The organism is uncultured Cocleimonas sp., assembly GCF_947495625.1.
Lineage (GTDB): Bacteria > Pseudomonadota > Gammaproteobacteria > Thiotrichales > Thiotrichaceae > Cocleimonas.
The window spans coordinates 1-19311 of sequence record NZ_CANLZW010000034.1 but is presented as its reverse complement, the minus strand read 5'-3'; the positions used below and the strand labels follow the sequence as shown (position 1 = coordinate 19311).

At 40.5% G+C, this 19311-nt stretch carries 21 protein-coding genes; 18 read left to right on the top strand and 3 right to left on the bottom strand.

Annotated elements, in window-relative coordinates:
- Positions 1-7 precede the first annotated feature (7 nt).
- The 3 genes from speB to Q1A31_RS16710 are packed head-to-tail and all read right to left on the bottom strand — an operon-like array spanning position 8 to position 3329.
- Complete coding sequence (gene speB, locus Q1A31_RS16720; protein ID WP_299879405.1) at positions 8-904, bottom strand: agmatinase; 897 nt, start codon at positions 902-904, stop codon at positions 8-10.
- Positions 905-906: 2 nt separating this feature from the next.
- Positions 907-2124 carry a carboxynorspermidine decarboxylase gene (nspC, locus tag Q1A31_RS16715; protein ID WP_299879402.1) on the bottom strand — a complete coding sequence of 406 codons (1218 nt, stop codon included), beginning with the start codon at positions 2122-2124 and terminating at the stop codon, positions 907-909.
- Positions 2121-3329, bottom strand: coding sequence for a saccharopine dehydrogenase family protein (locus Q1A31_RS16710; RefSeq protein ID WP_299879399.1), 1209 nt, complete (start codon positions 3327-3329; stop codon positions 2121-2123). Before Q1A31_RS16710 ends, nspC begins: the two co-directional genes overlap by 4 nt.
- A 163-nt stretch (positions 3330-3492) precedes the next feature.
- On the opposite strand from Q1A31_RS16710, the gene truD reads away from it, so the two are divergent.
- The 18 genes from truD to hisD all read left to right on the top strand — a co-directional run bounded on the left by truD (position 3493) and on the right by hisD (position 19153).
- Positions 3493-4551 (top strand): tRNA pseudouridine(13) synthase TruD, encoded by a 1059-nt coding sequence (gene truD / locus Q1A31_RS16705; RefSeq protein WP_299879396.1) that lies wholly within the window; start codon positions 3493-3495, stop codon positions 4549-4551.
- Between the two features lie 144 nt (positions 4552-4695).
- The gene (locus Q1A31_RS16700; RefSeq protein ID WP_299879393.1) at positions 4696-5448 is read left to right on the top strand and encodes a lytic transglycosylase domain-containing protein; all 753 of its coding nucleotides are present in this window, start codon (positions 4696-4698) and stop codon (positions 5446-5448) included.
- 301 nt (positions 5449-5749) lie between these two features.
- The gene (locus Q1A31_RS16695) at positions 5750-6421 is read left to right on the top strand and encodes a riboflavin synthase (protein ID WP_299879390.1); all 672 of its coding nucleotides are present in this window, start codon (positions 5750-5752) and stop codon (positions 6419-6421) included.
- 4 nt (positions 6422-6425) lie between these two features.
- On the top strand, positions 6426-7532 hold the full coding sequence (gene ribBA / locus Q1A31_RS16690) for a bifunctional 3,4-dihydroxy-2-butanone-4-phosphate synthase/GTP cyclohydrolase II (RefSeq protein WP_299879387.1): 1107 nt from the start codon (positions 6426-6428) through the stop codon (positions 7530-7532).
- A 143-nt stretch (positions 7533-7675) separates the two neighbouring features.
- Positions 7676-8149: a 6,7-dimethyl-8-ribityllumazine synthase gene (gene ribE, locus Q1A31_RS16685; protein ID WP_131905442.1), complete on the top strand. Its 474-nt coding sequence runs from the start codon at positions 7676-7678 to the stop codon at positions 8147-8149.
- A gap of 174 nt (positions 8150-8323) precedes the next feature.
- The gene (nusB, locus tag Q1A31_RS16680) at positions 8324-8776 is read left to right on the top strand and encodes a transcription antitermination factor NusB (protein WP_299879383.1); all 453 of its coding nucleotides are present in this window, start codon (positions 8324-8326) and stop codon (positions 8774-8776) included.
- Positions 8777-8779: 3 nt separating this feature from the next.
- Positions 8780-9814, top strand: coding sequence for a thiamine-phosphate kinase (thiL, locus tag Q1A31_RS16675; protein ID WP_299879380.1), 1035 nt, complete (start codon positions 8780-8782; stop codon positions 9812-9814).
- Between the two features lie 9 nt (positions 9815-9823).
- Positions 9824-10330 (top strand): phosphatidylglycerophosphatase A, encoded by a 507-nt coding sequence (locus tag Q1A31_RS16670; RefSeq protein WP_299879377.1) that lies wholly within the window; start codon positions 9824-9826, stop codon positions 10328-10330.
- Positions 10331-10479: 149 nt separating this feature from the next.
- Positions 10480-11037 (top strand): phosphoribosyltransferase, encoded by a 558-nt coding sequence (locus Q1A31_RS16665; RefSeq protein WP_299879374.1) that lies wholly within the window; start codon positions 10480-10482, stop codon positions 11035-11037.
- 318 nt (positions 11038-11355) lie between these two features.
- On the top strand, positions 11356-12162 hold the full coding sequence (locus tag Q1A31_RS16660; protein WP_299879371.1) for an ABC transporter ATP-binding protein: 807 nt from the start codon (positions 11356-11358) through the stop codon (positions 12160-12162).
- On the top strand, positions 12162-12944 hold the full coding sequence (mlaE, locus tag Q1A31_RS16655; RefSeq protein ID WP_299879368.1) for a lipid asymmetry maintenance ABC transporter permease subunit MlaE: 783 nt from the start codon (positions 12162-12164) through the stop codon (positions 12942-12944). Before Q1A31_RS16660 ends, mlaE begins: the two co-directional genes overlap by 1 nt.
- A 26-nt stretch (positions 12945-12970) precedes the next feature.
- Positions 12971-13432 carry an outer membrane lipid asymmetry maintenance protein MlaD gene (gene mlaD / locus Q1A31_RS16650; RefSeq protein WP_299879365.1) on the top strand — a complete coding sequence of 154 codons (462 nt, stop codon included), beginning with the start codon at positions 12971-12973 and terminating at the stop codon, positions 13430-13432.
- A 100-nt stretch (positions 13433-13532) separates the two neighbouring features.
- Entirely contained in the window at positions 13533-14162 is a 630-nt protein-coding gene (locus Q1A31_RS16645) for a phospholipid-binding protein MlaC (protein WP_299879362.1), read from the top strand.
- Between the two features lie 48 nt (positions 14163-14210).
- On the top strand, positions 14211-14558 hold the full coding sequence (locus Q1A31_RS16640) for a lipid asymmetry maintenance protein MlaB (RefSeq protein WP_299879359.1): 348 nt from the start codon (positions 14211-14213) through the stop codon (positions 14556-14558).
- A 150-nt stretch (positions 14559-14708) separates the two neighbouring features.
- Complete coding sequence (murA, locus tag Q1A31_RS16635; RefSeq protein ID WP_299879356.1) at positions 14709-15962, top strand: UDP-N-acetylglucosamine 1-carboxyvinyltransferase; 1254 nt, start codon at positions 14709-14711, stop codon at positions 15960-15962.
- Positions 15963-16000: 38 nt separating this feature from the next.
- On the top strand, positions 16001-16630 hold the full coding sequence (gene hisG / locus Q1A31_RS16630; protein WP_131905434.1) for an ATP phosphoribosyltransferase: 630 nt from the start codon (positions 16001-16003) through the stop codon (positions 16628-16630).
- A 110-nt stretch (positions 16631-16740) separates the two neighbouring features.
- Complete coding sequence (locus tag Q1A31_RS16625) at positions 16741-17820, top strand: 3-deoxy-7-phosphoheptulonate synthase (protein WP_299879349.1); 1080 nt, start codon at positions 16741-16743, stop codon at positions 17818-17820.
- A gap of 34 nt (positions 17821-17854) precedes the next feature.
- The gene (gene hisD / locus Q1A31_RS16620) at positions 17855-19153 is read left to right on the top strand and encodes a histidinol dehydrogenase (protein ID WP_299879483.1); all 1299 of its coding nucleotides are present in this window, start codon (positions 17855-17857) and stop codon (positions 19151-19153) included.
- Positions 19154-19311: the final 158 nt, after the last annotated feature.

Below are 19311 nucleotides of genomic sequence, written 5' to 3'. Positions count from 1 at the left end.
ATACCTGTTAACGATTTCTCTGGACGATGCCCATGAATTTATAAAGTAGTTGGGCTGCGGCAAAATCATAGGCATGGAACCCTTCGATTGGGGCAAATTCCATCAAGTCGAAACCAATAATTTCTCGTTGCTTCACTACAGATTCAAAAAGATTAAGAGTTTGATACCAGCTGAGTCCACCTGGGACAGGTGTGCCTGTGGAAGGAAAAATGGATGGGTCGATACCATCAATATCTACCGTGAAAAAGACCTTTTTTGGGAAGTCTTCTGGCAATGTAATTTCCTGGATATTATTTGCGACAATATCATCGGCATCACGATGATGAACATTGTAGTCAATTCGGGTCTGTATTTCTTCTTCGCAGAATGCGCGAATGCCTAATTGATAAAGCGGAATATCCAAGTCGACTATTCTTTTCATGGCGGATGCATGGCTCAAAGGGTCACCTTCGTAGGCATCACGTAGATCTGCGTGAGCATCAATTTGTACCACCCCAAAATCTGTAAATCCGGCATCAAGATAACCTTTAATAACACCGTAAGTGACAGAATGTTCGCCACCAATAACTACAGGCATAGCGTGGACATCTAAGCTTTGTTTCACCTGATTAGCAATATTTTTCATCACCTGATCAGCATCGACACTACAGTCAACAACTTTGGTGCTATGAATACCTAACTCAGTGGGTTTGCTTTTACCTTCCCAGACTTCTAACTGCCAGGAAGCATGCATGATACTGGAAGGCCCAAGCGCGGTATTTCCACCATAGGATACAGAGCGTTCGAACGGAACTGGAATAATATGAAAAAAGGATTCTTCAGGAAGTCCCTGGTCAATTTCTGAACCTAGAAATATCGGGTAATCAGGATCATTCGAAGTGGTGTTTAAGTCATTACTGTTCATTTTCAGGATAATCTGTTTTTAAAGTCGTCGTAAGTAAAGGATTTAACAATTTCCAATTCATCGGTACTGGAATCCCAAAGCGCTAATGAGGGCAAGCCTATGCCATTGAATGTGGATGTTTTGACCATTGTGTAATGTGCCATGTCTTCGAAGATCAGGCGTTGCCCAATTTCTAGAGGGGCGCCAAAACTGTAGTCCCCCATGATATCTCCCGCTAAACAGGTCATGCCACCTAATCGATAGGTGTGTGCTTTCTCATAAGGTTGACCGGCACCTCGTATATCCGCTCTGTAAGGCATCTCCAGTGTGTCAGGCATATGACAGGTAGCAGAAGTATCCAGTATGGCTATTTCGCCATTGTTTTGAATAATGTCCAATACTTCACAAACAAGTCCCCCTGTGTTGATAGCGACAGCTTCACCTGGCTCAATATAAACCTGTACTTGATATTTTTGACTAAAGTTTTTTATGCATTCAATCAAATCAGATATTTGGTAGTCAGGTCTTGTTATGTGGTGTCCACCCCCAAAATTGACCCATTCCATTTGTTTCAATGTATCTGAAAAATTATTTTCGATGCTTTCCAGGGTTCGTTTTAAAGGAAGAAAATCCTGCTCGCACAGCGTATGAAAGTGTAAACCAGTAATCTGTGCTCCAGAAGAACCGATTAACTGATCTGCATGAAATTCACTGATAGTAATTCCCAACCGGGATTGATTTGCGCAAGGGTCATATAAATCAACGCTACCCTCAGAATGTTCAGGGTTTATGCGCAATCCAAATTTTGGTAAATGATGTGCTTTTTTAGCTTCTGAAATTAATGGCTGTAAACGATGCCATTGAGAAAATGAATTAAAAACCACATGATCCGAAATTCTCAGTATTTCTGGAAATTCTTCGTCTTTGAATGCCGCTGAATAAGTGTGAACTTCTCCATCTAAACCCTTGCCCCTGTATTCTTCATAGGCTAGGCGCGCTTCGTGTAAACCACTTGAGCAAGTACCGGATAAATATTCAAGGGTTAAAGGCGCAAGTTTCCAAAAAGAAAATGCTTTAAGTGCCGCGAGCACTTTGGCGCCGCTTTCAGTCTGCACTCTTTTTAAAATGCGTAGGTTATCCTCAATGGCTTGCCGATCGACTACAAAACAGGGGGAGGTAACTCGTGTTGGATCAAAGTGTTGGAAATAATCTTTTATACTCTGATCCTCGCTTGGGCTCACAATATTTTATCTTGTGTTAGCTCAATCACCGTCCATGGCAAGCCGTACTGATTCATATCATCCATAAATGGATCAGGGTCCATTTGTTCAATATTCCATACCCCTGGCTTCATCCATTTATCTTCGAGCATCAATTTTGCGCCGATCATGGCTGGAACGCCGGTGGTGTAAGAAATCGCTTGAGACTGCACTTCGGCGTAGCAAGCCTGATGGTCACAGATATTATAAATGTATTGGGTTACCTCTTTGCCATCTTTAACGCCCTTAACGATACAGCCGATACAGGTTCGACCCACGGTACGTGGCCCAAGACTTGCCGGTTCTGGCAATATTGATTTAAGAAATTGAAGTGGAATAATCTCTTGTCCGTTATGCATTACTGGTTCGATGCTGGTCATGCCGATGCCTTCTAAAACACGTAAATGGTTTAGATAGTTCTCTGAAAAGCTCATCCAGAATTGCGCTTTCTTGATAGTAGGAAAATGCTTTGTCAGTGACTCCAATTCTTCATGGTACATGCGATAAATATTATAAGTGCCCACTGCCTCTGGGCATTCAAACGAGGCTTTCTTAGACATCGCTTCTGTTTCGACAAAATCTCCATTTTCCCAATGTCTGCATTCTGCAGTGACTTCTCTAATGTTTATCTCAGGATTAAAGTTTGTCGCAAACGGATGACCATGGTCACCGCCATTGACGTCGATAATGTCTAGCTGTTGAATTTCATCAAAGTAGTGTTTGGCTAGATAAGCTGTAAATACGTTAGTAGCACCCGGGTCAAAACCAGACCCCAAAAGTGCCATAAGACCTGCTTTTTCAAACTTTTCCTGATAGGCCCATTGCCATTTGTATTCAAACTTTGCAGTATCCTCAGGCTCATAATTTGCTGTATCCATATAATGAACACCAGCAGCCAGACAAGCATCCATAATGGTAAGGTCTTGATAAGGTAAGGCAACATTAATGACTAACTTGGGTCTTTCCTGGATTAGAAACTGAGTCAATTCAGGTACATTGTCAGCGTCAACTTGTGCAGTGCTAATCTTCACTTCGTAGTTTTTTAGCACTTGTTCTGCGATTGCGTCGCATTTACTAAGGGTTCGACTAGCTAATACGATATCTGTAAATACAGTGGGTAATTGAGCGCACTTATGGGTAACAACACCGCCAACACCACCAGCCCCGATAATTACTACTTTAGTCATAATTGATACCTTACAAATCTAAATATTTGTGACCTGAAAAAACGGAAAATATAGAGTTAGATTGCAATAATGGCAACAAAAATAATTCGCTTAATTTAAAATTATATTTGTCGGAATATAGGATAATAATTTACAACTATTTCTTTGTGAATATATATACTCCATGCCCATGAATCACATTGAAAAAGTAAACTTTACTAAGGTAAATAAAAACAGCACGCTTTCCGGGCGTATTCGCAGTACTGCGTCTGATTTTCAGGTAGATGAGATTCAGCAATTTTCACCGTCGGGCATTGGTGAACACGTGTGGTTGCACATCAAAAAAACTGGTGAGAATACTGACTGGGTGGGTGGCTTGTTAGCGAAAGCGGCTGGTGTTCCACGTCGGGATGTGAGTTATGCAGGTTTAAAAGATCGCAATGCGGTAACAACGCAATGGTTTAGCGTGCAAATGCCAGGACGAGAAGCGCCTGATTGGCAGGCGTTACTTCCAGAATCGGTAGAAGTTTTAGCAGAGAAACGTCATGATAAAAAGCTCAAGCGTGGGGCGCTGATTGGTAATAAATTTACTTTGAAGCTAAGCGATTTCAAAGGCGAAGAATCAGAGTTAGCAGCAACCATTGAGCGTATCAAACAACAGGGTGTGCCTAATTATTTTGGTGCACAACGTTTTGGTCATAATAATTACAATATCGAAAGAGCCGAAAAATGGTTTGCCGGTGAATTTAAGATTAAAGACCGCGCTAAACGTAGTATTTATTTATCTTCAGCGCGTTCGTGGATTTTCAATCATATTCTTTCGGCGCGTATTGAGGCTGATAACTGGAACAAAGCTGTTGAAGGCGATGTGTACATGTTGAATGGTTCTAAATCATGCTTTTATGAGGCATTGAGCGATGAGATTATTCAACGGGTAGAAAAGCATGATTTGCATCCAACGGCTGCTTTGTGGGGCAGAGGGCGTTTGGCATCTCAGGATGAAACGCTATTAATGGAAACAGCTATAGCTGATACCTTTAAAAGCTTGTGTGACGGGCTGGAAAGAAATGGTTTAAAACAGGAACGGCGCGCCATGCGACTTAGTGTTGAAAATCTGAGTTACACCTATATAGATAAAGATAACAGCGCTGATGAAACTGGAAGTGCGGTTGAATTATCGTTTACTTTGCCTGCAGGTTGCTATGCAACTTCTGTTTTAGCTGAAATAGGTCGATTTGACTAAAGGGCGAGTAATCGAACTTTTTATGGGGAAAGTACACTATAATATAAGTACTCCCTAATTTACGTTTTAGATTCTGCCTAACCAATAAAGCTACCTAGCCCCCAAATAATGTTTTTAAAATTTTACAAACAATTATCTATTTTCATGTTAGTTAGTTTTAGCATACTTCCGGCTGTGGGTGCTAGTCCTGCAAAACCACCAATTATTGATCAAAACATGAAATTGGCGATGTTGAATTTAACACGTAATAACACCGTTGTGCGTGGAACTGCTGCAGTCAAACCCCAACCCATGCAGAATACGGGTAAAAAAGTTACAGCAAAAGTCCCTCCCAAATTAAACTTTCCCGATAATTGTATAAGCTGGAATGCTCAGCAGGTACATGCCAAAGCTGATCGATACGATACTCACATCACTAAATATTCGAAAAAACATAATGTTGATAGTAATCTCGTCAAATCAGTGATCACTGCTGAATCGTGTTTTAAAAGAAAAGCGTTGTCCTCGGCCGGAGCTCAAGGTTTGATGCAATTGATTCCTGATACTGCTGATCGTTTCGGCGTGACTGATAGCTATGATCCACAGCAGAATATTCGTGCTGGTGTAAAGTATCTGAAATTTTTGCTCGATAGATATAAAGGAGATATCAAAAAGGCAGTTGCAGCCTATAACGCTGGCGAGGGCGCAGTAGACAGATATAAAGGTATTCCACCGTATAAAGAGACCAAGCAATATGTGAAGAATGTGCTTCAGATTTACAGTGTACTTAATCCTGATTACGGTAAAAAGCGCGTTAAAGCGGTTTATCAGCCACCTAAATTAGGCGAAAAACCAGGTAGATATGGTTGGCAATATAACCGTAAATTAGCTCCTCATCTTTTCAAGAAGATGAAATAACTATTAGTAACTAATAAAATAACTAGAGCTAGTTTTGATAACCACTTTTGGTCTTCTATTTCATTTCCTCTGAGTTACTCTTTAAAATTATAAAATGTTCTTCGCTTCGGCCAAAACTATTCCCCAATCATTTTAGTGATGAAATTTGAATCGCTTTTAACTGATTCTATTACTAAATAGTCTACTCTCGGGCTTTCTATCTTAATCTAGCTAGGTGATAATACTCAACCCTCGCATTTAGACGCGATTTATAACCGTTTTCAATCGTAATAAACCATTCGTAGAAAGTAGAAATTAACACATGTTTACAGGCATCATTCAATCAATCGGTACTATTTCAGATCTTCAGCCCAAAGGCGGCGATGTTTCTTTGATTGTGAATACCGGAAAGTTAGACATGAGTGACGTTGAGTTGGGCGATAGCATTGCAGTCAATGGCGTGTGTTTAACTGCGGTTGCGATGACAGAAAATAGCTTTACCGCGGATGTTTCCAGAGAGACGCTCTCTTTGACATCACTTGGTGGTTTATCAAAAGGTTCTCCGGTTAATCTCGAAAAGGCATTAACCCTCAATACTCGTTTGGGTGGCCATTTGGTCAGTGGTCATGTGGATGGTCTGGGTGAAGTTGAATCTCGACGTAATGATGGACGATCAGAGCATTTTCGTATCAAAGCGCCTGATGATCTGGCGCGTTATATTGCTGCCAAGGGTTCAATTACCATTGACGGTGTTAGCCTCACTGTTAATCGTGTTGATGGTGTTTATTTTGAAATCAATATCGTCCCTCATACCTTACAAGAAACCGTTATAAGTGCCTATCAAGCGGGCACAAAAATTAATTTAGAAGTTGATGTTATCGCCCGTTATTTAGAGCGTTTACTGCAAGGTGGTGCGCTAAATGAAGGAAGTGTAAAAGGGTCAACCATTACAGAAGAATATTTAGCCGAAAACGGTTTTGTAGCGCGAAGTTAATTATATGAATTTTAATAGCATAGAAGAAATAATAGAAGACCTTGCCGAAGGCAAAATGGTCATTATCGTTGACGATGAAGATCGTGAGAACGAGGGCGACTTCTTAATGGCTGCTTCTAAAGTTAGAACGGAAGATATCAACTTTTTTGCCACTTATGGGCGTGGTTTAGTCTGTATGCCTATTACCGCAGAGCGTTGTAAGCAATTGGCTCTTCCGTTGATGGTTGCTGAAAATAATGAAGAGTTTAGCACCAATTTTACGGTGTCTATTGAAGCCGCTGAAGGCGTTACTACCGGCATTTCAGCTTACGATCGTGCTTTAACAATTCGTGCGGCGGTGGCGCCTGATGCGACCAGTAAGAGCATTGTGCAACCTGGTCATATCTTTCCATTAATGGCACAACCCGGCGGCGTATTAACGCGTGCGGGTCATACTGAAGCGGGTGTTGATTTGGCGAGATTAGCCGGTCTGGAACCTGCTGCTGCCATTGTTGAGATTTTGAATGAAGATGGCAGCATGGCGCGTCGTGATGATCTATTCAAAATTTCAGAAAAACATAATATAAAAATTGGCACTATCGAAGAACTGATTCGTTACCGTGTTCAGAATGAAAAGACTATCGTACGTAAACACGAAGCTGAGTTAAAAACTGAATTTGGAAAATTCAAAGTTATTGGTTACAAAGACGATGCTAGTCAACGTACGCATCTAGCCTTGGTAAAAGGCGAAGTGAAAGAAAACGAACCGGTATTGGTACGTGTACATGTAGAAGATACCTTATGCGACATGTTATCGCTTCAGGAAGAAGGCTGTTCGTGGCCTTTACGTGATGTGATGCAAATTATGGAGCGTGAAGAGCAGGGCGTTATCGTGGTGCTGCGTGGTGCTAGTTCTGGAAGTTTCCTTGATCGTTTAAGAGAAATCGATGTGAATCACGAGAAGCAGGCTGAATACGACGAATCGTCTCCAACTGCATTAAAAACATTCGGTATCGGTGCGCAAATCTTAAGTGATGTTGGCGTTACCAAAATGCGCGTGATGAGTGCGCCTAAGCATTTCCATGGTTTAGCAGGATTTGGCCTCGAAATAGTTGAATATGTCTCTGAGTAAAGCTATCTGACTAATGCTCATTTACATTTACTGTTAAAATAGTTAACAAAACACACCCCCCTACTTATAGGCACTTTTTTTAAATTATGATTAGTTTGCAAAAAGTAGGGAATGAATAAGATAAAAGTATAGGATTAAAAGATATGAGTTCAATTAAAGAGTTTGCCGGTGACTTTAACCCTGGAAAAGCAAAGTTTGGTATTGCCGTTGCACGCTTTAACTCGTTTATCGTCGAAAGTCTGGTTGAAGGTGCAGTAGACACTTTACAACGCCACGGTGTTGCAGACAAAGATATTGAAATCGTACGTGTGCCTGGTGCTTTTGAATTGCCCGTGATGGTTCAGGCAATGGCGAATAGCGCAAAATACGAATCAGTAATTGCTTTAGGTGCGGTTATTCGTGGCAGCACGCCTCATTTCGATATTGTGGCTGACGCTTCTGCAAAAGGCTTGGCAACAATTGCACTCGATACAGGATTACCCATTATCAATGGTATTTTAACTACTGATTCTATCGAGCAAGCCATAGAGCGTGCGGGTACCAAAGCGGGTAATAAAGGTGCAGAAGCTGCTGTTACTGCAATCGAAATGACTTCATTATTGAAGAAGTTTAAATAAATCTGGCTAGATCCAGTTAAAGCTTATCCAGTAAAAGACTAGTCTCTCTCTAAAGTTTAGAAAGCTTAGTTAATCTAGAAAGCCAAGTTCTGTTGTAATATGTTCTGTTGTAATCAAAGTATTATTTAATTTTACTTTGATATGTTCTTTTAAAATTTAAATGAAGTCGTAATAATGCCTGTTGATAAGAAAAACCAATATATTTCCGAGCGTCGTGTAGCACGGAAATTAGCCCTAATCGCTGTTTATCAATGGCAGATGACTCAGAATTCGTATGAAGATATTTATCTGGGCTTACAGGAAGATAAAGACCTATCAAAAGACATGCGCAAAGCAGATATGGCATATTTTCAATCATTGGTTAAATTCACCATCGAAAACAATGAAAAACTAGATTCAGAGTTTCGTCCTTTTCTCGATAGAGAAGCAGATCACCTCGATCAAATCGAAAGAGCCGCATTACGTATAGCGACCTGTGAATTACTAAATCATCCAGAAGTGCCTTTCAAAGTAGTAGTTAACGAGTCAGTTAACTTAACCAAAAAATTTGGTGCAGATCAGGCACATAAATTTATCAATGGTGTTTTGGATAAGCTGGGAAACAAACTTCGCCAACAGGAAAGTTAATCCTTGGGTGAGTTTGATCTTATAGAAACCTATTTCCGTTGGGATAATGATTCAGATCCTACTGGCGATAAAAACGGTGTTGTAACAGGTATTGGCGATGATGCCGCTGTACTTCAATTAGAACCCAATCAGCAATTAGTAACCTCCATCGATACACTCATATCGGGTGTACATTTTCCTGAAAATACACCTGCTGAAGCGGTTGGGCATAAAGCACTAGCTGTTAATCTGAGCGATTTGGCAGCGATGGGTGCAAAAGCCAAATGGTTTACTCTGGCGCTAACGCTTCCTGGTACAGATCATGCATGGTTAAAAGCTTTCAGTTCTGGCCTTAAAAAACTGGCGAATGAAACCTCAGTGAGTTTGGTCGGTGGTGATACTACCCGTGGTCCACTTGCAATCAGTATTCAGGTCATGGGTACGGTAGAAAATAATCTATCATTACTACGTAGTGGTGCAAAACCAGATGATAAGATATTTGTCACAGGAACGCCTGGAGATGCAGCTGTTGGATTAGCTTCAATTCAAGGTGACTTAGCTAGTGAAGGCGTCGAATTTGCAAGTGAAGATAAAGCCATCTGTGAAGCAAGACTGAATTATCCAACTCCAAGACTTGAAGAAAGCGAAGTGATTAAACAATACGCCACCTCCTGCATTGACGTCTCTGATGGCTTGTTACAAGATTTGGGTCATATCTTAAAAAAATCACAAGTATCTGCTGTTATAAATCCTTCTGAATTTCCTTTATCTGATAGTTTAAAAAAGCTACCGAAAGATAAAGCGATTCAATACGCTTTAAATGGTGGCGATGATTATGAATTGCTTTTCACTGTGCCGAGTTACAAATGCGAAGCCTTTATGCAAGCAGTGTCTGAAAAATTAACTACTCATATAACCATGATTGGTGAAGTCATTTCTCAACCTAAAAGTGAAAAGCAGGAAATAGGTGTTATTCTAGATCCCAATGGTATGAATTTACGTGGAAATGGATACAACCATTTTAATGATGATATCCGTGACGAAAACAGCAGAGATTAAAGCGAAATAATGACTAGTAAGAATCCCAAAATACCTGACCTTAATCGCAAGGTGATGACCAACCCCGTACATTTCTTAGCATTTGGTTTTGGTAGTGGTTTAGCGCCTTTTGCCCCAGGGACTTTTGGTACGCTGATGGCGATACCGCTTTATTTAATAATCCAAACCCAATCACTACCCATCTATTTAGGGATTCTGGCAGTTGTTTGCATTGTCGGTATCTGGATCTGTGATAAGTCTTCAGAATTACTCGGTGTGCATGATCATTCAGGTATTGTGTGGGATGAGTTTGCAGGTTTTTTTGTAACGATGATCGCAGCACCCGCTGGATGGCTATGGGTAATTATCGGTTTTGCTTTATTCCGTCTGTTTGATATCTGGAAACCCTGGCCTATTTCGATCTTAGACAAAAAAGTTGAAGGCGGTTTGGGTATTATGGTCGATGATATTGTCGCTGGGGTTTATGCGTTGGTTTGTCTTCAATTAATACATTACCTGATGGTTATCTCTGGTTAAGCCAGTTAATTGCTTAATCTCCGTCAATTTATCGCTATTTAGATTGCCTTATTTTATTATCCCCCTTTTATAAAACTTATTTTGACTCTAATTCGTTATGTCATTTTTATGTGTCATAGCATCTAACGCCAAAGACGAGCAATTTCTCTATGAGTAAATATTACATTTCCGCCGATGAACTATTACTGGATTCCTATAAATTAGGTGCCAAAATCTACGATAGTGGTTTTAGACCAGACTTTATCGTAGGTGTTTGGCGCGGTGGAACGCCTGTGGGGATTTCTGTTCAGGAGATTCTTGAGTATTTAGGATCACCGTCTGATCATATTGCGATTCGTACTTCTTCTTACTATGGTATCGGCAAACAGCACAAAAAGGTCAAGGTGCACGGATTGGATTATATTATTCAGAACATAAACTATGAAGATCAGCTGCTACTCGTCGATGATGTATTTGATTCTGGTAGTAGTATTCAGGCAATTGTCGATACATTACTGATCAAGTCCAGACGTAATACTCCCAAAGATATTCGTATCGCTACACCTTGGTATAAGCCAAATAATAATAAAACGGAAAGAGTTCCGGATTATTATTTGTATGAGACAGATAAGTGGTTGGTGTTTCCGCACGAGTTACAAGGTTTAACAGAAGAAGAAATCTTTGAAAACAAACCCGGTGTTAAAGAGATTTTAACAAATAGAGCTTAGAAGAAGTTTTTAAAATAAGATGATTGATTTTTAAGCGCTTTCGATAATATACAGACTCTGTAAATGTAAACTTTCAATGTCATTTCTATAGATATTTAGATAAATAAAGTATGAAAAAAACCCTCTAAAAGTAGGGCGGTGTGTTAAATCAATTCTTCCATACCTAATATCATAATTATCACAGGCTTACTGGTAAATACGACCAAACATCCGTATCATTCACGAAAAATTTTATATCGCTATATAAATAGTTGTTTATGTAGCTTTTTGTATCAATAAAACCCATCAGTATAAACAGGAAAACACAGGCAAAATACAGTGTCAGATTCGTTAGTTAGTATCCGAGATGTACATTTTTCATGGAACCCAAGACGTGAAATATATACGGGTGTCAGTCTAGAAATTCCAGAAGGTAAAATTACCGCAATTATGGGACCTAGTGGTACAGGCAAAACAACATTGTTGCGCTTGATTGGTGGACAGTTACGACCTAGTAGCGGCAGCGTACAAGTAGCTGGCGAAGAAATTCCAAAATTGAATAGAGAAAAACTATACAAAGCGCGCAGACGCATGGGTATGTTGTTTCAGTCCGGTGCTTTACTTACGGATTTAAGCGTGTTCGAGAATATCGCGTTTCCGATTCGCGAGCATTATGATTTTACCGAATCAATGATACGCGACATCGTTCTGATGAAACTCGAGTTAGTAGGATTGCGTGGTGCCAGAGATTTAATGCCTTCAGAACTATCTGGTGGTATGAAACGTCGAGTTGCACTGGCTAGAGCTATCGTTTTAGATCCATTACTCATGATGTATGACGAACCTTTTACCGGGCTAGATCCTGTTACCCTCGGAACGATTGTTACTTTGATTAAAGAACTGAACGAGTCGCTGGGGCTTACCAGTGTCATTGTGTCGCATGATATTCGCGAAACTTTTTCAATTGCTGATCATGTGTGTATCTTGTCAGAAGGTATAATCGTTGCAGCGGGTTCTCCTGAAGAATTAATGAATTCAGATTCTGAATTTGTACAACAATTTGTGAATGGTAAACCTGATGGACCAATGCCATTTCATTATCCTGCGGGTGATTACACGCAAGATTTGCTGGATGGTGATATCTGATGCTGAATTTTTTGCAAACAACTGGCGCACATATTATCGATACGCTTTCTAATCTTGGGAAAGCTACGCTATTTTTATTCAATGTTTTGTTGGGTTTAAAAGACGTTCTACTCAGACCTAAAGTGTTTGTGCGTGAGCTCTATTCGGTTGGCGTACTATCGATGCTTATCATTATTTTTTCTGCGATATTCGTAGGAATGGTAATGAGTCTTTTAGGTTATATAACACTGGTAGACTTTGGCGCGGAAGAGTCACTCGGGCTACTAGTATCGTTATCTTTGATTCGAGAATTAGGGCCGGTGTTAAGTGCTTTATTATTCTCAGGTCGTGCCGGCTCAGCGTTAACTGCAGAAATTGGTTTAATGAAAGCCACTGAACAACTCGCCAGTATGGAAATGATGGCAGTTGACCCAGTTCGAAGAATTATTGCTCCACGTTTTTTTGCAGGCTTAATTACGCTACCTATTTTAACTATAATATTTATGGCTATCGGAATCTATTCGGGTTATCTGGTAGGTAGTGTTTGGTTAGGCGTAGATGATGGCTCTTTCTGGTCACAAATGCAGAGTAAGGTTGAATTTAGACACGATATCGTTAACGGAATCATCAAGAGTGTGGTGTTTGCGTTTGTTGTCACCTGGATTGCCGTATTCCAGGGATATAATGCGATGCCAACTTCTGAAGGAGTCAGCAGAGCGACGACTAATTCCGTCGTTTATTCGGCATTGGCAGTATTGGCGCTCGATTTTATTCTTACTGCGTTAATGTTTTCAAACTTTTAAAAAAATAATTATTGATAGGTTTTATTATGGGTTCTTCAAGAACAGCTGAAATTACAGTAGGTGCTTTATTCGTACTAGGTGTGCTGGCACTTTTTGCATTAGCAATGAATGTTAGTAACATATCCAGTTTTAGCGCTGATAAAGGTTTTAACGTTACTGCAAAGTTCGGTAATGTTGGAGGCCTAAAAACTAAAGCAAAGGTTACTTTGTCGGGCGTAACTGTCGGTCGAGTGACTGAGATTTTTTATGATAAAAAATCATTTAGAGCGACGGTAGTCATGGCGATTGATCCTCAATACGATTACTTGCCAGAAGATACACAGGCGAGTATTTACACTGCGGGGTTACTCGGTGAGCAATACGTTTCATTAGAACCTGGCGCTGAAGAAGTATCATTAAAAGAAGGCAGTGTGATCCAGTTGACTCAATCAGCCGTAGTATTGGAAGAAATAATAGGAAAAGTACTGGTTAGCCTTACAACCAAATAATTGTAAGTATATGTAACTTTTTGTAACCAAAAGAATAATTGATGAACTTTAGTCTCTATAAAGAAACTAATAAGTATCTAATTTAAATAGGAAAGATTTAATGATTAATTCAATCGCTAAGCAGCTTATGGCGCATACTAAAAAAATGGCCTTTTTGCTAATGCTTGTAACTTTTACAACGTCAGTTTGGGCGAGTGATGTTGATGTTGCTGAGAAGAAAGTGGTAGATGTTACAAGTAGTGTCGTTAATTTACTTGAGAAAAACGAAGCTCAATATAGCACTGATATCAATGCATTAAATGCCATGGTCAGAAGAGAAATATTGCCACTAATTGATTTTGATGCAATGTCTAAATTGACATTGGGTCAACACTGGAGAACAGCGACACCTCAACAACGTCAACGTTTTATCAATGCATTTCGTGAAATGTTAGTTAAAAGCTACGCAAAGTCGATGCTTAAATATAAGGGAGCGAATATTAAAGGTGTAAATTCTGTACCAAATAGTAAGCCTGGTTACGTACTTGTTCGGACAGTAGTGACTCCAAAAGGTGCGGCACCGATTAAAGCGGATTACAGTGTTCGTAATGTCGGCGGAGTCTGGAAAGCTTATAACGTAGAGATTGCAGGAATTAACCTAATCACCAACTTTCGTACTAACTTTACCCGTGAAGCGAGTACAAGTGGTTTGGAATCATTAATTACAAGAATTGAAAAAAGTGGCAGTTAATAGCTGATATTAGTAGTTAATTTATGACTAACCCTAAGTGAAAACGCTGTGAATAATCTAAATAATGAACCCACCAATAGTAAAGCTTCAGAAATAGTCGTTAGTAGCGATGGGTTTAAAATAACGGGAGCACTTGTTTACTCAAGTGCTTCTTCGTTGCTTGAAAAAAGTATGGCCTTGATGAAAACCCAGTTCAAAACGGCTGATGCAACATTCAATTTTGATTGTTCCGAAGTTACTCGAATCGATAGTGCGGGTATCGCTTTATTGGTCGAATGGAAAAGAGCCTGTGACCAGAATAACAAGCAATTCTCAATCACCAACCTCCCAGATCAGGCCAAGTCTTTGGTCGAAACCTACCGTCTAAAAAACGTACTTCCGTACAATATTTCTTAGCAAAAAGCCTTAACGTTTGTCCGCAATAGTTAAAATTCAAAATACCAACGTTTAATAAAGGTTTTTAACGCATTAATCGTGTATTAAAGGTGCATTTAATCATCATAATTCGTTATTATGCACCCTTTTGCTTTTAGGGCTGATACGTTCATGCAGGTTTTCCAGATTGAAGGTGGTACACCATTAGAAGGTGAAGTTGTAATTTCAGGTGCAAAGAATGCTGTTTTGCCTTTACAGGCAGCTGCATTATTAGCGGATGGGAAGATGACTATTCGTAATGTTCCACGTCTTAAAGATGTTGCTACATTGGCATCCTTGCTAGAAGGCATGGGCGTCACTGTAAATATCGACAAAGACAATAATATCACCACTGATACCTCAACCATCAAAAACCAGGTTGCTCCTTATGAACTCGTTAGAACCATGCGAGCTTCTATTTTGGTACTTGGTCCTCTTGTAGCTAAATACGGTTACGCTGAAGTATCTCTTCCTGGCGGTTGCGCCATCGGAAGTCGTCCGGTCAATATCCATTTAACCGGCTTAGAGGCTATGGGTGTTGAGATCACTGTCGATGAAGGTTTCATTCGTGCTAAAGCAGATAAGCTTATAGGTGCAACCATTGTGATGGAAGCTGTCACCGTTACCGGTACAGAAAACTTATTGATGGCTGCGGTATTCGCAGAAGGCACGACAGTTCTTGAAAACGCCGCGCGTGAACCAGAAGTCGTAGACCTTGCCAATTGCTTAATCGCCATGGGCGCTAAAATAACGGGTGCAGGTACTAATACCATTACTGTTACAGGCGTAAAAAAACTAAAAGGAATCGATTATTCGGTACTGCCAGACAGAATTGAAACAGGCACTTATCTAGCAGCCGCCGCTATTACCGGTGGTAAGGTTAGATGTGTAAATGCTGCACCAGAAACACTAGATGCTGTTTTACAAAAATTCAGGGAATGTGGCGCTAGTGTCGAAGTCGGTAAAGACTGGGTTGAATTAGACATGCGTGGCCGCAAATTAAAAGCTGTAGACATTCGAACTGAACCACATCCAGCATTTCCTACCGATATGCAAGCACAGTTTATGGCAATGAATTGTGTCTCAGAAGGTATTGGGGTGGTGGTCGAAACCATCTTTGAAAACCGAATGATGCATGTTGCGGAGCTTATGCGTATGGGTGCAAATATTCGTCTTGAAGGAAATACGGCAATAGTTGCAGGCATGCCTTCATTAAGAGGCGCTCCGGTAATGGCTACTGACCTTCGTGCCTCTGCCTGTTTAATTCTTGCGGGTTTGGCGGCTAAAGGTATAACCATCGTTGATCGTATTTATCATACTGATCGTGGTTATGAAAAGATTGAAGAAAAGTTGACCAAGATCGGCGCCAAGATCAAGCGAAGCTAGTAACCTTTATTTAAATTTAGATAGATATAATTCATCTTATGAAAGAAACCTTAACAATAGCACTATCCAAAGGCCGTATCTTTAAAGAGACTATGCCTCTTTTAGAAGCCGCTGGTATACAAGCACTGGATGATCCTGAAACTAGTCGGAAGCTAATTTTAGATACCAATCATGATGATGTGAAGTTAGTCATTATCAGAGCGACCGATGTACCTGTTTATGTACAGTACGGTGCCGCTGATTTAGGTGTAACAGGTAAAGACGTGTTAATGGAACACGGTGGTGAAGGATTATATGAAATGCTCGATTTAAAAATCGCGCGTTGTAAATTGATGACTGCGGGTTTCGCTGACAAACCGTTACCTGAAGGACAATTAAAAGTAGCGACTAAATTTGTGAATTGCACACGTAATTATTTTGCTGAACAAGGTCGTCAAATCGAATTGATCAAACTTTATGGTTCTATGGAGCTCGCTCCAATCGTTGGTCTTGCAGATATTATCGTGGATGTGGTTGATACCGGTAATACATTAAAAGCTAACGGTTTAGTGCCGTTGGAGCACATGGCTGATATTAGCTCTCGAATAGTCGTTAATACGGCGTCTATGAAAACCAAACACCAAAGATTAAGCACATTACTTGATCAGCTTAAACAAGCGGTTAATTAAAATTGTTACGAAAATAACCTTTGAATCTTAGACAAGCCAAGCGTTATTGAAAAAATACACAAAGAATACAGAACTACACACATACAAATTACTTAAGCGAAACTATCTCTATGAGTACAGAAACTAAATACCAAACAGACGATTTACGTATTATGGGCGAAACAGAAGTACATTCTCCAGCTACTTTATTAGAGGATTATCCTCTATCAGATAAAGCGGCAGAAACAGTCTTTACCGCGCGTAATATGATTCATGATATCTTGCATGATAAAGATGATCGTGTGCTGGTAGTGGTTGGCCCATGTTCTATTCATGACCCTAAAGCGGCCTTGGAATATGCTGCGCGTCTGGCAAAAATGCGCGAAGAATTAAGCGATGATTTACACATTGTGATGCGCGTTTATTTTGAGAAGCCTCGAACCAGTGTGGGTTGGAAAGGATTGATCAACGATCCTGATTTAACGGGTAAATTTAATATCAATAAAGGTTTACGTGTAGCGCGAAGCTTATTGAAAGACCTGGCAGAGCAGGGAATGCCAACAGCGACAGAATACCTGGATTTAATCTCGCCGCAATATGTCGCAGATTTGATCTCTTGGGGCGCTATTGGTGCACGTACCACGGAATCACAAGGTCATCGTGAATTAGCGTCTGGCATGTCCTGTCCAATCGGTTTTAAAAATGGCACCTACGGTAATTTAGATATTGCTATTAATGCGATTAAATCAGCTTCGCATTCTCATCACTTCATGTCTTTGACTAAAGCTGGTCATTCTGCGATTTTTACCACAAAAGGTAATAATGATTGTCATATCATTTTACGCGGCGGTCGTAGACCGAACTACGACGAAGTAAGTGTGTCTGAAGCATTAGAACAACTCGAGAAAGCAGGTCTGAGTAAAAAACTCATGGTTGATTTTAGTCATGCTAACAGCAATAAAGACTTCAAAAATCAGCCGAAGGTTGCGCATAATATCGCCGGACAAATTGCTCGTGGAGAGCATGGAATCTGCGGTGTCATGATCGAAAGTCATTTGGTTGAAGGAAATCAGAATGGCGAAGGCAAAAACCTCGATGATTTAACCTATGGACAAAGCATCACAGATGCGTGTATTAATTGGGAAACAACTGAGACAGTATTGCGTGAGTTAGCAGAAGCTGTTGCGAAACGTCGTACCTTGAATCAGTAAAAACACATACTGAAACGTATTAAACAGAAGAAATATTATGGATATCCAACGATTAAACACAAACGAAACTGATTTCTGGAAGAAGCTTGATAAGCGCCTAGCGTGGGATAGTGAGTCTGATCATAGTGTTATCGAAACGGTTAACGGAATCTTGGCTGATGTTAAATCCAATGGTGATAAAGCAGTCATTGAATACACCAATAAATTTGATCGCATGCAGGCAACCTCATTTGCAGAGTTAGAGATTCCACAATCTCGCTTACAGGAAGCACTTGAAAATATTACTGCAGAGCAAAGAACGGCTTTAGAAAAAGCAGCAGCGCGCATCAAAAGCTATGCTGAACACCAAACCATGGATTCATGGAGCTACACCGAAGAAGATGGCACGGTGCTAGGGCAGCAAGTTACTGCATTAGACAAAGTGGGTCTCTATGTACCCGGCGGTAAAGCCGCTTATCCTTCATCAGTATTGATGAATGCGATTCCAGCTAAAGTTGCGGGTGTACCTGAGTTAATCATGGTTGTACCAACGCCTGATGATGAGGTAAACGAACTAGTATTCGCTGCTGCTGCGATATCCAATGTCGATCGTGTATTCTCGATTGGTGGTGCTCAGGCAGTTGCTGCATTAGCGTATGGTACTGAAACCGTACCGCAGGTTGATAAGATCGTTGGTCCAGGTAATATTTATGTAGCTACGGCAAAGCGTATGGTATTTGGCACCGTAGGCATCGATATGATCGCAGGTCCATCTGAGATTTTAGTGGTTTGTGATGGTAAGACAGATCCAGACTGGATTGCGATGGATTTATTCTCGCAAGCGGAACACGACGAAGATGCACAATCTATTCTGGTTTCACCGGATGCGGATTTCATCGAAAGCGTTATGCAAAGCATCGACAAGTTGATTGAAGAGATGCCACGAGCCGAGATCATCAAAGCGTCATTACAAGGCCGTGGTGCGGTTATTCAGGCGAAAGATATGGATGATGCGATCGAAATCGCAAACTACATTGCTCCTGAGCATTTAGAGCTTTCTGTTGATGATGCAGAAGAAGTGGCTAAGCGTATCAAGCACGCTGGTGCGATCTTTATGGGTCGTTACACGGCTGAAGCCTTAGGTGATTACTGCGCTGGTCCGAATCACGTACTGCCAACATCAAGAACTGCTCGTTTCTCATCACCTTTAGGGGTGTATGATTTCCAGAAGCGCTCTTCACTGATTGGTTGTTCTGCCGATGGTGCATCCGAGTTGGGTAAGATCGCTTCGACACTGGCTCATGGTGAAGGCTTAACGGCTCATGCTCGTTCTGCTGAGTACCGAATCAAGTAATTAATCAGTTCATTTAGATTTTAGGTCACCCCCCTACTTATAGGCACTTTTTTTAAAAAGTGCCTATAAGTAGGGGGGTGACCCAGGGCAAACGCATTAAAAATTGTTAATTTCAAATAACTTATGAGATATTCCTGATTTTTATATCAGGAGTATGT